The 13,726-nt window shown below is 70.0% G+C and carries 17 protein-coding genes; 9 read left to right on the top strand and 8 right to left on the bottom strand.

Translation table 11 applies throughout. From position 1 onward, the window contains the following. Nucleotides 1–13: 13 nt before the first annotated feature. The 6 genes from arsH to ASF45_RS18270 all read right to left on the bottom strand — a co-directional run bounded on the left by arsH (nt 14) and on the right by ASF45_RS18270 (nt 3,866). Nucleotides 14–748, bottom strand: coding sequence for an arsenical resistance protein ArsH (gene arsH, locus ASF45_RS18295; protein WP_056665724.1), 735 nt, complete (start codon nt 746–748; stop codon nt 14–16). Then, nucleotides 717–1,148, bottom strand: a complete 432-nt coding sequence (gene arsC / locus ASF45_RS18290) for an arsenate reductase (glutaredoxin) (protein WP_056665722.1) — start codon at nt 1,146–1,148, stop codon at nt 717–719. Before arsC ends, arsH begins: the two co-directional genes overlap by 32 nt. Nucleotides 1,149–1,174: 26 nt before the next feature. After that, the gene (locus tag ASF45_RS18285; RefSeq protein WP_056665720.1) at nt 1,175–2,461 is read right to left on the bottom strand and encodes an arsenic transporter; all 1,287 of its coding nucleotides are present in this window, start codon (nt 2,459–2,461) and stop codon (nt 1,175–1,177) included. A gap of 75 nt (nt 2,462–2,536) precedes the next feature. Then, on the bottom strand, nt 2,537–3,022 hold the full coding sequence (locus tag ASF45_RS18280; RefSeq protein ID WP_056665717.1) for an arsenate reductase ArsC: 486 nt from the start codon (nt 3,020–3,022) through the stop codon (nt 2,537–2,539). Nucleotide 3,023: 1 nt separating this feature from the next. Then, nucleotides 3,024–3,521, bottom strand: coding sequence for an arsenate reductase ArsC (locus ASF45_RS18275; protein ID WP_056665714.1), 498 nt, complete (start codon nt 3,519–3,521; stop codon nt 3,024–3,026). Between the two features lie 21 nt (nt 3,522–3,542). Further along, nucleotides 3,543–3,866 (bottom strand): helix-turn-helix transcriptional regulator, encoded by a 324-nt coding sequence (locus tag ASF45_RS18270; protein ID WP_056665711.1) that lies wholly within the window; start codon nt 3,864–3,866, stop codon nt 3,543–3,545. Between the two features lie 162 nt (nt 3,867–4,028). On the opposite strand from ASF45_RS18270, the gene ASF45_RS18265 reads away from it, so the two are divergent. The 4 genes from ASF45_RS18265 to ASF45_RS18250 are packed head-to-tail and all read left to right on the top strand — an operon-like array spanning nt 4,029 to nt 6,856. Then, the gene (locus ASF45_RS18265) at nt 4,029–4,304 is read left to right on the top strand and encodes a DnaJ domain-containing protein (RefSeq protein ID WP_056665708.1); all 276 of its coding nucleotides are present in this window, start codon (nt 4,029–4,031) and stop codon (nt 4,302–4,304) included. 2 nt (nt 4,305–4,306) lie between these two features. Beyond that, complete coding sequence (locus ASF45_RS18260) at nt 4,307–4,882, top strand: hypothetical protein (RefSeq protein WP_056665705.1); 576 nt, start codon at nt 4,307–4,309, stop codon at nt 4,880–4,882. A gap of 1 nt (nt 4,883) precedes the next feature. Next, nucleotides 4,884–5,633, top strand: coding sequence for a hypothetical protein (locus tag ASF45_RS18255; protein ID WP_056665704.1), 750 nt, complete (start codon nt 4,884–4,886; stop codon nt 5,631–5,633). Next, nucleotides 5,633–6,856: a hypothetical protein gene (locus tag ASF45_RS18250; protein ID WP_056665701.1), complete on the top strand. Its 1,224-nt coding sequence runs from the start codon at nt 5,633–5,635 to the stop codon at nt 6,854–6,856. Before ASF45_RS18255 ends, ASF45_RS18250 begins: the two co-directional genes overlap by 1 nt. 226 nt (nt 6,857–7,082) lie before the next feature. Here ASF45_RS18250 and ASF45_RS18245 read toward each other — a convergent pair whose 3' ends face one another. Beyond that, nucleotides 7,083–8,225: a citrate/2-methylcitrate synthase gene (locus ASF45_RS18245; protein WP_056665698.1), complete on the bottom strand. Its 1,143-nt coding sequence runs from the start codon at nt 8,223–8,225 to the stop codon at nt 7,083–7,085. Nucleotides 8,226–8,335: 110 nt separating this feature from the next. On the opposite strand from ASF45_RS18245, the gene ASF45_RS18240 reads away from it, so the two are divergent. The 5 genes from ASF45_RS18240 to ASF45_RS18220 are packed head-to-tail and all read left to right on the top strand — an operon-like array spanning nt 8,336 to nt 12,742. Continuing rightward, nucleotides 8,336–9,289, top strand: coding sequence for a 2-hydroxyacid dehydrogenase (locus tag ASF45_RS18240; RefSeq protein WP_056665695.1), 954 nt, complete (start codon nt 8,336–8,338; stop codon nt 9,287–9,289). A gap of 26 nt (nt 9,290–9,315) precedes the next feature. Continuing rightward, nucleotides 9,316–10,278: a tripartite tricarboxylate transporter substrate binding protein gene (locus tag ASF45_RS18235; RefSeq protein ID WP_056665693.1), complete on the top strand. Its 963-nt coding sequence runs from the start codon at nt 9,316–9,318 to the stop codon at nt 10,276–10,278. 8 nt (nt 10,279–10,286) lie between these two features. Beyond that, nucleotides 10,287–10,979 (top strand): fumarylacetoacetate hydrolase family protein, encoded by a 693-nt coding sequence (locus ASF45_RS18230; RefSeq protein WP_056665691.1) that lies wholly within the window; start codon nt 10,287–10,289, stop codon nt 10,977–10,979. After that, complete coding sequence (locus ASF45_RS18225) at nt 10,976–11,740, top strand: SDR family oxidoreductase (protein WP_056665688.1); 765 nt, start codon at nt 10,976–10,978, stop codon at nt 11,738–11,740. The genes ASF45_RS18230 and ASF45_RS18225 overlap by 4 nt, the downstream gene beginning before the upstream one ends. 27 nt (nt 11,741–11,767) lie before the next feature. Then, nucleotides 11,768–12,742, top strand: coding sequence for a tripartite tricarboxylate transporter substrate binding protein (locus tag ASF45_RS18220; RefSeq protein WP_056665685.1), 975 nt, complete (start codon nt 11,768–11,770; stop codon nt 12,740–12,742). Here ASF45_RS18220 and ASF45_RS18215 read toward each other — a convergent pair. Next, nucleotides 12,739–13,533: a TerC family protein gene (locus tag ASF45_RS18215; protein ID WP_056665684.1), complete on the bottom strand. Its 795-nt coding sequence runs from the start codon at nt 13,531–13,533 to the stop codon at nt 12,739–12,741. The genes ASF45_RS18220 and ASF45_RS18215 overlap by 4 nt on opposite strands. Nucleotides 13,534–13,726 lie beyond the last annotated feature (193 nt).

The following is a 13,726-nucleotide window of genomic DNA, read 5'->3' as shown; positions in this document are numbered from 1 at the left end:
GCGGCGGCCGACTTCAGATGCTGCGCTGGTTCACGCGCCGCGACAGCGCCTCGGCACTCTCGCGCCGCTCGCTGTAGCGGTCGACCAGCACGCCGGCACAGTCGCGCGTGAGCAGGGTGAACTTCACGAGTTCCTCCATCACGTCGACCACGCGCTCGTAGTACGCCGAGGGCTTCATGCGCCCGTCTTCCTCGAACTCGGCGAAGGCCTTGGCCACGGAGGACTGGTTCGGGATGGTCAGCATGCGCATCCAGCGGCCCAGCACACGCAGCTGGTTCACGGCATTAAAGGATTGCGAGCCGCCCGAGACCTGCATCACGGCCAGCGTCTTGCCCTGCGTGGGCCGCACCGCGCCGCTGGACAGAGGGATCCAGTCGATCTGCGACTTGAGGATGCCGCTCATGGCGCCATGCCGTTCGGGCGAGCACCAGACCATGCCTTCCGACCACTGCGCCAGCGCGCGCAGTTCCTGCACCTTGGGGTGCTCGTCGGGTGCGCCGTCGGGCTGCGGCAGGCCGCGCGGGTCGAAGATACGCGGCTCGGCGCCCATGGCCTGCAGCAGCCGCGCGGCCTCCTCGGTCAGCAGGCGGCTGTAGGAGCGCTCGCGCACCGAGCCGTACAGCAGGAGGATGCGCGGGGGATGCGCGGCGCGCGTGGCGGGCAGCAGCTGCTGCAGGTCCGGCACGCGGAAGCACGCCGCGTCGAGGTGGGGCAGTTCAGGGCCTGGCAATGCGCTGGCCTTTCGCATCGATGACGGCTTCGCCGTCTTCCTTGGCGAACGCGCCCTGCTGCGGGCGCGGCAGCAAGTCGAGCACGGCCTCGGAGGGCCGGCACAGCCGCGTGCCCAGCGGCGTCACGACGATGGGCCGGTTGATCAGGATGGGATGCTGCAGCATGTGGTCGATCAGCTGCGCGTCGGTCCACCCGGGTTGATCCAGCCCCAGCTCGGCATAGGGCGTGCCCTTCTCGCGCAGCAGTTCGCGCGGCGTGATGCCCATGGCCGCGATCAGGCGCTGCAGCGTCGCGCGGTCGGGCGGTGTCTTGAGGTACTCGATGACCTGCGGCTCTTCGCCCGTGTTGCGGATCAGGGCCAGCACGTTGCGCGAGGTGCCGCAGGCGGGGTTGTGGTAGATCGTGGTGTCGCTCATGTGTTCTCACTCGCAATGCAATGGGTTCAGGCCAGGCTCAGGCGCAGGGCCAGCGCTGCCAGCGTGGCCAGCAGCACGGGCAGCGTCAGCACGATGCCCACGCGGAAGTAATAGCCCCAGGCGATGGTCGTGCCCTTCTTCTGCAGCACGTGCAGCCACAGCAGCGTGGCCAGGCTGCCGATGGGCGTGATCTTGGGGCCCAGGTCGCAGCCGATCACATTGGCGTAGACCATGGCCTCCTTCACCACGCCGCTGGCCTGAGAGGCGTCGATGGACAGCGCGCCGATCAGCACCGTGGGCATGTTGTTCATGACCGAGGACAGCAGCGCCGTGAGCACGCCCGTGCCCAGGGCCGCGCCCCAGACGCCGCCCTGCGCGAACCAGTCCAGCAGCGTGGCGATGCGGTCGGTCAGCCCGGCATTGCGCAGGCCGTAGACCACCAGGTACATGCCCAGCGAGAACACCACGATCTGCCAGGGCGCGCCGCGCAGCACACGGCGCGTGCTGATGACATGGCCCCGACCCGCCACGGCCAGCAGCAGCACCGCGCCCACGGCCGCCACCGCGCTCACGGGCACGCCCAGCGGCTCCAGGCCGAAGAAGCCCACCAGCAGCAGCACCAGCACGACCCAGCCGGCGCGGAAGGTGGCCGCATCGCGGATCGCGGCGGCTGGCGCTTTCAGCTGCGCCACGTCGTAGCTGGCCGGAATGCTGCGCCGGAAGTACAGCAGCAGCACCAGCAGGCTGGCCAGCACGGCGGCGATGTTGACCGGCACCATCACGGCCGCGTACTGCGTGAAGCCCAGACGGAAGAAGTCGGCCGAGACGATGTTGACCAGGTTGGAGACGATCAGCGGCAGGCTGGCCGTGTCGGCGATGAAGCCGGCCGCCATCACGAAGGCCAGCGTGGCGGCCGGCGAGAAGCCCAGCGCCACCAGCATGGCCATCACGATGGGCGTGAGGATCAGCGCCGCGCCATCGTTGGCGAACAGCGCCGCCACGGCCGCGCCCAGCAGCACGATGAAGGCGAACAGCCGCGTGCCGCGCCCGCCGCCCCAGCGCGCCACGTGCAGTGCGGCCCATTCGAAGAAGCCGGCCTCGTCCAGCAGCAGGCTGATGACGATCACGGCCACGAAGGTGGCGGTGGCGTTCCAGACGATCTGCCAGACCACCGGGATGTCGGCCAGCTGCACCACGCCGAACACCAGCGCCAGCACGGCGCCGAGCGAGGCGCTCCAGCCGATGCCCAGCCCGCGCGGCTGCCAGATGACGAACACCAGCGTGAACAGGAAGATGAGGATGGCAGCAGGCATGGTGCGTGGCGAAGAAGATGACGTGGCGCAGGACGGCCGCCGTGGCGGCGCCACGGCAGGCCGGCCGAAGAAGGTTCAGAGGCTTTGCAGTGCGGCGCGCAGCTGCGCGTCGTCCAGCGTGTCGAACGGCAGCTGCGCCAGAGCGCGCATGCGTTCACCGATGGCCTGGCGCGTGGCCTCGAAGGCGGCGCGCTTCTCGTCGGCGTTGCTGCCGGCATTCGACGGATCCGGGTAGCCCCAGTGGATCTGCACCGGCGACCCAGGCCAATACGGACAGGTCTCGTTGGCCGCGCTGTCGCACACGGTGATCACCACGCGCATGCGCGGCGCGGCATCGCCGGTGAACTCGTCCCAGCTCTTGCTGTGGTGGCCGGTGGTGTCGATGCCCGCGGCCTGCAGCACCTCGGTGGCCAGCGGGTTGATGCGCCCGCTGGGGGCACTGCCGGCGCTGTGGGCGTGCACGTCGGCACCCAGCTGCCGCGCCCAGTGGTTGAGCATGCCTTCGGCCAGCACGCTGCGCGCGGAGTTGTGGGTGCACAGGATCAGGATGTTCGTCGTCATCTCAACGCTTTCCGATGTCGCGCACTTCGCGCTGGATGGCCAGCGTCTCCAGCTTGGCCAGCGGCAGTGCCAGCAGGAACTCGATGCGTCGCTTGAGCGTGACGGCCGTGTCCAAGAAGGCATGCCGCTTCGCATCGTCCGAGCCTTCCACCGCAGCCGGATCGGCCACGCCCCAGTGCGCCGTGATCGGTTGGCCTGGCCACACCGGACAGACCTCACCGGCGGCCTGGTCGCAGACCGTGATCACGAAGTCCATTCGCGGCGCATCGGGCTCGGCGAACACGCCCCAGCTCTTGCTGGACAAGCCGGTGTCGTCGAAATGCAGGTGGTGCAGCGTCTGCAGCGCCAGCGCATGCACGCGGCCCCTGGGCTGGCTGCCGGCCGAGAAGGCGCGGAAGTGACCGCGGCCGAGCTGGTTGAGCATGGCTTCGGCCAGGATGGAGCGGGCCGAGTTGCCGGTGCAGATGAACAGCACGTTCAGGGCAGGAAGGGTGGTCATCGCGTGGTCGGTGGTTGTTTGTCAGCAGCGGCAAGGCGCCGCTTCGGTGACGGCGCAGGCCGCCCCCTCGCAGCAGTTGTCGGTGAGGTAGGCCAGCAAGCCGTTCATGGTCTCGAACGAGGCGCGGTAGACCAGGTTGCGGCCCTGGCGCTCCTGCGTCACCAGGCCGGCGTGGCTCAGCTCCTTGAGGTGGAACGACAGCGCGTTGGGCGCCACCTGCAACTGCCCGGCCAGTGCGCCCGGCACCAGGCCATCGGCGCCCGCCACCACCAGGGCGCGGAACACGCGCAAGCGCATGCCATGGGCCAGGGCTGCGAGGGATTGCACGGCATCGGTTTCGTCCATGCATCGACTATACAACGATTGTTGAAATATCAGCAGATCTGTGCAACCGCCCCACGGGCGCCAGGCCCGCTGCCGCGCTGCGCGCCACGGCAGGCCGCGCGCCTTCTACAATCGCGGCCTTTTGCCGTTCGCAGCCCACGGCGCACCGCAACCAGCCACCGCATGCAAGACCACTATCTCGCCCTGGGTGTCGCCCCTGGCGCGAGCCTGGCAGACATCAAGAAGGCCTACCGCCAACAGGCCGCCCTGCACCACCCGGACCGCAGCACCGCCCCCGATGCCGCCACGCGTTTCCGCGGAATCCAGGAGGCCTACGACATCCTGGGCGATGCCGACAAGCGCGAGGCCTACGACAACAACCGCAAGCGCAACCTGCTCGACGACCCGCTGGAAACGGCCCGCGGGATCTGGGCGGACTATTTCCACAAGCTGATCTAGCGATGCACGTCTCCCCCTTCTTCCGCAACCTGCGCACCGCCTACCTGGCCGAGCTCGACGACATGCGCCACGACTCCGAGGGCAAGGACGTGCTCGACCGGCGGCTGGCCGAACGGCGCAGCGAACTCGGCTTCCTGGCCGCCATGATGGAGCTGAGCCCCGAGATGGTGGCTGTGGTGCTGCACAAGGCCTTCCAGTTCCGCTCCGGCCCGGCCATGGAGCGTCTGCTGGCCTGCGAGGCCGGCAACATGACGGCCTGGGACAGCGTGAGCGACAGCATCACCATCGCCCCCTGGGCCCAGGCCACGGCGCAGGCGCTGCGCAAGCACCCAGGGGGCGACAACTTCCTTTGCGTGGCGGCTGCGCTGGAGTACATGGTGGGCAGCACCCGGCATGCGGCCGGTGGTGCGGACCAGGGCGATGACGCGGACGACGCCGATGCCGAGAGCGACGACGACCGGGATGCCGACGAGCGCCAGCCACTCTCGGCCGACGACCTGGACGACGCCGACGCCCAGACCCGCGAGGACGCCCGCGCCGACTGGATGGCTGCGCAAGGCTTCGACCGCAAGGACTGACATGAACAACCACCTCGCCCTGATCGAGAAAACCCAGAGCCTGATCGCCGCAGGCGACATCGCCGGCGCCGAGTCGGCCCTGACCGAGCTGGCCGACGCCGAGGGCGACCGCGCGCTGATGGTGGTGCTGGACCAGCTCGCGCCCAAGGACATCCTGGCGGTCATGCGCGAGTACGACCCCTCGCGCGAATCGGTCGTGAACCTGCTGGTCACGCCCGAGCAGTTCGCGCGCGCCATCGTCATCGAGAAGCGCTACAAGGACCTCACCCACACGCACCTGCGCGGCATGGTGAACTCCATCATCTTCCGCGAGGACGCCGACCCCGTGGCCTTTCTGACCGCGGTGGGCGACCTGGAGGGTGGCAGCGAGGCCATGGCCAACTACTTCGCCGAGAAGTGGGCCCGCATCGAGGCCTTCGCGCGCACCGGCACCTTCGACACTGTCGAGGAAGACGGCGAGATGCTGTCCGAGCAGGCGCTGCTGGGCTCGGCCTACGCCAGCCCCAAGATCGATCTCGAAGAAGTGGCCGACCAGGACTGGATGGAGCTGGCCTGGCGCATGCGCTACGAAACCCCCGACCTCTTCACCGAGACGCTGCTGGTGCTGCGCGCCCAGGCCCGCGCCCACCACCTGGGCGCAGAAGACGAGGAAGAGGCCGACGAGGAAGACGTGCGCGTGGAAACCAGCGACACCGACCGTGGCCGCAGCACGCCGGCGGCCCGCGAAGACGACGAAGAATCCGCGATCTGATGGACCACCCCGACCAGGCCGCTCAGGCCGTCGCGCTGTTCGACGAGCGCCCCTTCTTCGAGAAGGCGCTGCAGCACGGCGTGCGCCACGGCATCCTCGTGCCCGAGAAGCTGGCCGCGATGTGCCAGGAAGCGCCCAAGGGCATGGTGCAGATCGCGCGCTACTTCGGCACCGAGTACCTGCGGCCCGACCTGGAGCTGGCGCGCACGCGCCTGGTCAATCTCGTGAGCCTGTACCTGGAGGATTGCTGCGGCGGCGACCTGGACCGCGCGGCCGAGTCGCTGCGCGACCACAGCCTGCTGTCGCGCTCCAAGGGCGGCTCGGACATGCTCAAGGCGCTGATCGTGATGCCGCAGAGCAGCCACTTCGGCATGCAGGAGCACGGAGCCTTCGAGGACCGGCACATCCCGCTGCTGGCCAAATGGTCGCTGCGCAGCCTGACCGAGGTCCAGGCCGAGCGCGCCGCGCGCAGCCATGCCACGGCGCTGGTGGAAGCCGCCACCTGGATGGCCGCGCAACTCGGGCTGGACGCCGACGACCTGGAAGACGCCGGCAAGGACGCCGAGGCCGTGCTGCGCACCGCCTTGCTGGTGCGCGCCTGCCGGCGCAACGCCATGCCGGACTGGCCCGCCTTCGAGAAGATGGTGCTGGGCCTGCGCCGGAAGTACGCCGAGCCGGCCCATGTGCCCCTCGCCCTGCCCAGGGACCTGCCGGCTTCGTTCATCGACGTCGTGCAGTCCGTGCTGATCTCGGTCGTGCAGGATCTGCCCAGGATCCTTGACGCCACGGTCGGGGTGCGCAAGCTGTTCGACCAGACGCCGGCCTTCCTGGGTCGCTACTTCTGGTCCGAGGATGCGCTGGCCGAGATCGAGCACTTCGAGCGCAGCAACAGCGCGCTGTGGGACAAGGCCACCGAGGGCCATGGCGACGACAGCTCGCTGTTGACGCTGTTCCTGCGCATCGCAACGGGTGGCAAGCACGCCACGCTGCTGAGCGAGAAGACCGCGCTGGCCCTGGTCAAGAAGATCCAGAAGTCGGGCCTGGACGCGGACCTGCCGCGCCAGTTCATCGGGCAACATGCGCCGGTCGCGCTGCGCGGCGACTACCTGCAGCTGTGGAACGCCTTCATCGCCGAGGCCGCGCCCGTGCTGCGCAGCGACCAGATGCACGCCACCGCGGACGCGCTGGCCCTGCTGCGCCGGGAGTGCAACATCGCGGACTGACGGCGGGGCGCGTGGTTGGGGCGGACGCTTGCATGGCAAGTGCTATGCCATCCGCCCAAGAAAACCGCTCAACTTCCCCCTGTGCGGGTCACGCCTGGGGTGCGCGAGCAGATCGACAGCGTGCTGCACGAGAACAGGCCATGTGGCACTGTTTCACATCGAAAGCGACGGCCTCGTGGTCGTCTCGGCCATCCGCCACCAGCGCGAGGACGACGACCACGCAAGCTCAGGCCGGCACGGCCCCCACATAGCGCCCGCGCGGCCGGATCACCTGCGTCACGCCCAGCTGCTCCAGGCTGTGCGCCAAGAGGCCCACGCTGCGTGCCGTGGCCATGATGCCGAAGGCCGCGTCGGGCGGCAGGCCGTGGTGCGCGACGAGCGCGGCGAGCGCCACGTCGACGTTGGGCTGCAGGCCCGTGAGCGCGGTCACGCGTTCGATGAAGCGCGCGATCACGGGCGGTGGCGCGAAGCGCGCGAGCAGCGCCGCTCCGCGCGGATCGCCGTCCGGGTACAGGAAGTGGCCGAAGCCGGCGAACGGCTGGCCGGTGGACAGGTAGTGCGCCACCACCTGCTCCTCGCCCAGGCGCTCGACCTCGGCGAACAGCGCGCGCACGCGGCCGGAGGCGTCGCCGTGCAGCGGGCCCGACAGCGTGGCGAGCCCGGCCAGCAGACAGGCCGGTAGCGAGGCGCCGTTGGACGCTGCGATGCGCGCGGCGAAGGCCGAACTTGTGAGCTCATGGTCCAGCAGCAGCACCATGGCCGTGCGCAGCAGCTCGGCCACCGCGGGCGGCTGCTTCCAGCCGCGCGCCAGGCGCTGGTGCAGTGGCCCGGTGCCCGGCCTGGCGCCGAAGGCATCGGCCACCAGGCCCACGAGAACCTGGCCCTCCTGGTGCAGCACGCGCGTGAGGCGTCCGCGCGTGGAGTGGCCCGAGGCAGCCAGCTGTGCCAGTGCCGTGAACGCGGCAGCGCGGCCGGCCGGGCCGGCGGGCTTGCCCCCGACCGAAGCGAAGTCCACCGGCTGCTCGGCCTCCCACATCCACTGCGCAGCCTCTTCCAGCGTGGCCGAGTCGGCCAGCGCCACCGCATCGCGCCCGCGGTAGTGGGGCCGGCCCTTGAAGAAGGCCGTCAGCGCCGTGGGAATGCTGGGCTCGGCACCGAACAGCGTGTTGGTGGCCAGCGTCTCGTGCTTGCGGCCGGCCTGCTTGCGCTTGGCCAGCGCCGCCACATGCTCGGCGCGGTACAGGCTGCGCCGCGTGTCCGCCGGGTCGGGCATGACCTCGAGCTTGCCGCGGCTCACATAGGCGTACACGGTCTGCGCGCGCACGCCAAGCTGGCGGCACGCCTCGTCCATCGAGATCCAGGAGGCCATGGCATTCCGTTGTGGGTCTGTTTATATATTGATTTTATACATCAATATTTACATACAGATCAATATAAAACTACGATGCGCCACCTTCCGCCAACCCGCTCCGACAGCCCATGAAACCGCGTGTCCTCCAACTCAATCCCATCCTGATCCCGGCCATCAACGAACAGCTGGCCGCGCGCTACGAGGTGCACCGGTACTTCGAACTCCAGGACCCGGCCGGCTGGATGCGCGAGCACGGCGCCAGCATCCAGGCCGTGACCACGGGCGGCCACACCGGCATCTCGCGCGCGCTGCTGGAGCAGATGCCCAACCTCAAGGTGGTAGCCGTCAACGGCGTCGGCACCGACGCCGTGGACCTGGCCTGGTGCCGCGCCCGCGGCCTGCCCGTCACGGCCACGCTGGGCGCGTTGACCGAGGACGTCGCGGACCTGGCCATCGGCCTGCTGATCGCGGCCTGCCGCAACCTCTGCGCGGGCGACCGCTTCGTGCGCGCCGGGCTGTGGGAGGCCAACCCGTCGCCCAGCGCGATCCCGCTGGCGCGCCGCTTCTCGGGCATGCGCGTGGGCATCGTGGGCCTGGGCCGCGTGGGCCGCGCCGTCGCGGTGCGCGCCGCCGCCTTCGGCTGCCCCATCGCCTACACCGACCTGCGCGCCATGGACGACGTGCCCTACGCATTCGTGGGCAACCTGGTGGACCTGGCCCGCGCGTCCGACGCGCTGGTGCTGTGCGCCGCGGCCGACAAGGCCGAAGGCATCGTCAACGCGGCCGTGCTCGACGCCCTGGGCCCGCGCGGCTTCCTCGTCAACGTGGCACGCGGCCGGCTCGTCAACGAGGCCGACCTGACCGAAGCCCTGGTGGCCGGCCGCATCGCCGGTGCCGGGCTGGACGTGTTCGTCGACGAGCCGCGCGTGCCGCAGGCGCTGCGCGAACACGAACAGGTGACGCTGCAGGCCCACCGCGCCAGCGCCACCTGGGAGACGCGCACAGCCATGGCGCAGATGGTGCTCGACAGCGTGGACCAGGCGCTGGCCGGCCAGCGCCCCGCGCTGAGCCTCACGACCTGAACCCCATCCCCATCCGGAGACACACCATGATCAAACGCCACCTCCTCATTGCCCTGGCCCTGGCCTTCGCTGCCCCCGTGTTCGCGCAAAGCTTTCCCAACAAGCCGGTCACGCTGGTCGTGCCCTTCCCGCCCGGCGGCGGCACCGACACCGGTGGCCGCGTGATCGCCGAGCAGCTGGGCCGCCGCTGGGGCCAGCCCGTGATCGTGGAGAACAAGGGCGGCGCGGCCGGCCAGATCGGCGCGGACCATGTCGCCAAGTCCAAGCCGGACGGCTACACGCTGCTGTTGGGCAACATCGGCACGCAGGCCATCAACCCGCTGCTGTACCCCAAGATGCCCTACGACGCGGACAAGGCCTTCGCGCCGGTCTCGCTCGTGGCCGAGCTGCCGCTGGCCATGATGGTCAACCCCTCGGTGCCGGCCAAGACCGCGGCCGAGTTCATCGCGCTGGCCAAGTCCCAGCCCGGCAAGATGAGCTACAGCAGCTCGGGCGCGGGCGGCGCGCCGCACCTGGCGACCGAGATGTTCAAGGACCAGACGGGTGCCTTCATCCTGCACGTGCCCTACCGCGGCGGCGGCCCGGCCATCGCCGACCTGCTGGCCGGCCATGTGCAGCTGTCGTTCATGACCGTGCTCGAAGCGTCTGGCCACATCAAGGCCGGCAAGCTGCGCGCGCTGGCGGTCACGGGCGACAAGCGCGTGCCGGCCTTCCCGGACGTGCCCACGCTGGCCGAGAAGACGCTGCCGGGCTTCAACGCGATCTCGTGGATCGGCCTGCTGGCACCAAACGGCACGCCGCAGGACGTGCAGGACAAGATCGCCGCCGACGTGCGCGCCGTGCTGGCCGACGAAGCCGTCAAGGCGCGCTTCGTGGCCCTGGGCGGCGTGCCGCGTGCCACGACGCCGGCCGAGTTCGCCAAGCTCATCACGGACGACCGCGCGCGCTACGCCCAGATCATCCGCAGCCGCAACATCACGATCGACTGAGCGCCGCGATGACGTCCTACGTGCTGCCGCCGGCCGCGCCGGTCACCCTGGCCGTAGCCGGCACCCCAACCCTGTTCCCGGTGAACCGCGTGTTCTGCATCGGCCGCAACTACGCCTGGAGCGCCAGTGAGCCGCGGCCGACCGAGATGCCGGCCTGGTTCATGAAACCGGCCAGCGCCGTGGTGCCGGCCGCAGGCCCGCTGCCCTACCCGCCGCAGACCACCGAGTTCTGCCACGAGATCGAGCTCGTGGTGGCCATCGGCCTGGGTGGGCGCGACATCGACGCCGCCCAGGCCCCACAGCACATCTGGGGCTATGCCGCCGGCCTGGACCTCACGCGGCGCGACCTGCAGCAGCAGGCCAAGCGCGCCGGCGGCCCCTGGGAGCCGGCCAAGGCCTTCGACCACTCCGCCCCCTGCACGCCACTGGTGCCGGCCGCCGCCATCGGCCACCCGCGCCAGGGCACCGTCTGGCTGGCCGTGAACGGCGTGCAGCGCCAGCGCGCCGACATCGCCGACCTGCTGTGGCCCGTGGCCGAACTCGTGGCCATGCTGTCGCGCTCGGTCGCGCTGCTGCCGGGCGACCTGCTCTACACCGGCACGCCGGCCGGCGTGGGCCCGCTGCAGCCGGGCGACCGCCTCACCGGCGGCGTCACGGGCATCGGCGATTTCTCCATGACCGTCACCTCCGAACCGACATGAATACCACCACCATTCCCCGCATCGCCCTCGTCACGGGCGCCGGCAGCGGCATCGGCCGCGCCGCCGCACTGGGCCTGCTCGACGACGGCTTCACCGTCGTGCTGGCCGGCCGCCGCGCCGAACCCCTGAACGCCCTCGTGGACCAGGCCGCGGCACGCGGCCAGACCGCGCTGGCCGTGCCGACCGACGTGACCGACCCGGCCAGCGTGCAGGCGCTGTTCGACACCATCGAGAAGGCCTACGGCCGCATCGACGTGGTGTTCAACAACGCGGGCGTGAACGCCCCGGCCGTGCCCATGGACGAGCTGCCGCTGGAGAAGTGGTTCGCCGTGCTCAACACCAACGTGACGGGCGTGTTCCTGTGCGCGCGCGCCGCCTTCGGCCTCATGCGCAAGCAGCTGCCGCAGGGCGGCCGCATCATCAACAACGGCTCGATCTCGGCCCACGTGCCGCGCCCCTTCACCGCGCCCTACACGGCCAGCAAGCACGCCGTGAGCGGCATCACCAAGTCGCTGGCGCTGGACGGCCGGGCCTTCAACATCGTGGCCAGCCAGATCGACATCGGCAACGCGCTGACCGAGCTGTCCGAACGCATGACGCGCGGCGTGCTGCAGGCCAACGGCAGCACTGCGCCCGAACCCATGATGGACGCGAAGCATGTGGCCGATGCCGTGCGCCACATCGCCGCGCTGCCGCTGTCGGCCAACGTGCTGACCATGACCGTGATGGCCAGCCACATGCCCTTCGTCGGCCGCGGCTGATTCCGAACCACCCCGAGGAGACACACCATGCAACGCAAGACCCTGCTCAAGACATTGGCCGCCAGCGCGGTGCTGGCCCTGGCGCCCACGCTGGCCTCGGCCCAGGCCTGGCCCACGCGCCCGATCAAGATCATCGTGCCGGCCCCGCCCGGCGGCGCCATCGACCTGATCGCGCGCGTGGTCGGCGACAAGATCTCGGCCTCCCTGGGCCAGCCCGTGATCGTGGACAACCGGCCCGGCGCCTCCAACAACCTGGGCACCGACGTGCTGGCCAAGTCGCCTCCCGACGGCTACACCATCGGCATCGTGGGCGGCAGCCACAACATCAACAAGTTCCTGTTCAAGAACCTGGGCTGGGACCCCGAGAAGAGCTTCGAGCCCATCGTCTACACGCACGTGGTGCCGCTGGTGTTCGCGATCTACCCGCAGATCCCGGCCAAGACCCTGCCCGAGCTCGTGGCCTGGATGAAGGCCCATCCGGCCGACGCCAAGGTCGCCACCTCCGGCCGCGGCAGCGCGCAGGAGATGGCGGCCGAAATGTTCCGCATGGCCGCCGGCACCGACATGCTGCTGGTGCCCTACAAGGGCTCGTCGGCCGCGCACCCGGACCTGCTGGGCGGGCGCACCGCGCTGTACATCGACACCATCAGCGCCATCCTGCCGCAGGTCAAGGGCGGCAACGTGCGCGCGGTGGCCGTCTCCACCCTCAAGCGCACGGCGGCCCTGCCCGACGTGCCCACCGCCGACGAGCAAGGCCTCAAAGGCTACGACGCGAACACCAACGGCGGCTTCCTGGCACCGGCCGGCACGCCCAAGGCCATCGTCGACAAGCTCAACGCCGAGATCAACGCGGCCCTGAAGCTGCCCGACGTGCGCACCAAGCTCGAAGCCGCCGGCATCGAGGTACAGGGCGGCACGCCGCAGGACTATGCGGCGCTCATCAAGTCGGACCTGGCCAAGTGGGCCAAGGTCATCAAGGCGGCCAACATCCAGCCCGATTAGGAAGACGCGCCCGCGCTGCGCTGCCTGGCGCGGCGCGACAGCATGTTGAGCATCTCCACGACGGTGGAGAAGGCCATGGCCGCGTAGATGTAGCCCTTGGGCACATGCACGCCGAAGCCCTCGGCGATCAGCACCGCGCCGATCATGAGCAGAAAGCCCAGCGCCAGCATCACCACCGTCGGGTTCTTGTTGATGAAGTTGGCCAGCGGCTCGGCGGCCAGCAGCATCACCGTCACGGCCACCAGCACGGCGATGACCATGACCGCGAGGTTGTCCGTCATGCCCACCGCGGTCAGGATGGAGTCGATCGAGAACACCAGGTCGAGCAGGATGATCTGCACGATCACCGAGGAGAACGACAGCGCCGCCTGGCCCGCGCCCTGCTCGAACACGCTGCCCGTGGGCGCCGGGTCCACGGCATGGTGGATCTCCTTGGTGGCCTTCCAGATCAGGAACAGGCCGCCTGCGATCAGGATCATGTCCTTCCACGAGAACTCGGTCTCGAAGCTCGGGTTGCCGCTGGGGCCGACATCGCCCTGCCAGCCGAGGTCGAACACGGGTGCCGTGAGGCCCACGAGCCAGGCGATCATCGACAGCAGCGCCAGCCGCATGACGAGCGCCAGGCCGATGCCCAGGCGCCGCGCCCGCGCGCGCTGCGCCTCCGGCAGCTTGTTCGACAGGATGGAGATGAAGATCAGGTTGTCGATGCCCAGCACGACCTCCATGACGACCAGCGCCGCGAGCGCGGCCCAGGCGGCGGGGCTGGTGAACAAGGCCTGCAGGCTTTCCATGGTGCGTCCCGGTCGATGCGACGGGCCGCATCATGCGCCGGGCCGGCCGAACGCACGCAATGGCCGGGCGCGCATGCGGGATTTCACCGCCATGCCCGGTGGGCGGTGCCGTGCGGGCCCCGCCCACCTGCAACGCCCGCACACCAACCCGTCGCCGGGCGGCGCTACAGTGCGCCGGACCCCAGCCTTGCGA

It is taken from the genome of Pseudorhodoferax sp. Leaf265 (genome assembly GCF_001422365.1).
Taxonomy (GTDB): domain Bacteria; phylum Pseudomonadota; class Gammaproteobacteria; order Burkholderiales; family Burkholderiaceae_C; genus Pseudorhodoferax.
The sequence above is the reverse complement of the archived record's forward strand: the minus strand, read 5'-3'. Positions and strand labels throughout refer to the sequence as shown.

Coding starts and splice junctions, on each gene's coding strand:
- arsH (WP_056665724.1), bottom strand. CDS start 748: ATGCGAAAGGCCAGCGCATTGCCAGGCCCTGAACTGCCCCACCTCGAC.
- arsC (WP_056665722.1), bottom strand. CDS start 1,148: ATGAGCGACACCACGATCTACCACAACCCCGCCTGCGGCACCTCGCGC.
- ASF45_RS18285 (WP_056665720.1), bottom strand. CDS start 2,461: ATGCCTGCTGCCATCCTCATCTTCCTGTTCACGCTGGTGTTCGTCATC.
- ASF45_RS18280 (WP_056665717.1), bottom strand. CDS start 3,022: ATGACGACGAACATCCTGATCCTGTGCACCCACAACTCCGCGCGCAGC.
- ASF45_RS18275 (WP_056665714.1), bottom strand. CDS start 3,521: ATGACCACCCTTCCTGCCCTGAACGTGCTGTTCATCTGCACCGGCAAC.
- ASF45_RS18270 (WP_056665711.1), bottom strand. CDS start 3,866: ATGGACGAAACCGATGCCGTGCAATCCCTCGCAGCCCTGGCCCATGGC.
- ASF45_RS18265 (WP_056665708.1), top strand. CDS start 4,029: ATGCAAGACCACTATCTCGCCCTGGGTGTCGCCCCTGGCGCGAGCCTG.
- ASF45_RS18260 (WP_056665705.1), top strand. CDS start 4,307: ATGCACGTCTCCCCCTTCTTCCGCAACCTGCGCACCGCCTACCTGGCC.
- ASF45_RS18255 (WP_056665704.1), top strand. CDS start 4,884: ATGAACAACCACCTCGCCCTGATCGAGAAAACCCAGAGCCTGATCGCC.
- ASF45_RS18250 (WP_056665701.1), top strand. CDS start 5,633: ATGGACCACCCCGACCAGGCCGCTCAGGCCGTCGCGCTGTTCGACGAG.
- ASF45_RS18245 (WP_056665698.1), bottom strand. CDS start 8,225: ATGGCCTCCTGGATCTCGATGGACGAGGCGTGCCGCCAGCTTGGCGTG.
- ASF45_RS18240 (WP_056665695.1), top strand. CDS start 8,336: ATGAAACCGCGTGTCCTCCAACTCAATCCCATCCTGATCCCGGCCATC.
- ASF45_RS18235 (WP_056665693.1), top strand. CDS start 9,316: ATGATCAAACGCCACCTCCTCATTGCCCTGGCCCTGGCCTTCGCTGCC.
- ASF45_RS18230 (WP_056665691.1), top strand. CDS start 10,287: ATGACGTCCTACGTGCTGCCGCCGGCCGCGCCGGTCACCCTGGCCGTA.
- ASF45_RS18225 (WP_056665688.1), top strand. CDS start 10,976: ATGAATACCACCACCATTCCCCGCATCGCCCTCGTCACGGGCGCCGGC.
- ASF45_RS18220 (WP_056665685.1), top strand. CDS start 11,768: ATGCAACGCAAGACCCTGCTCAAGACATTGGCCGCCAGCGCGGTGCTG.
- ASF45_RS18215 (WP_056665684.1), bottom strand. CDS start 13,533: ATGGAAAGCCTGCAGGCCTTGTTCACCAGCCCCGCCGCCTGGGCCGCG.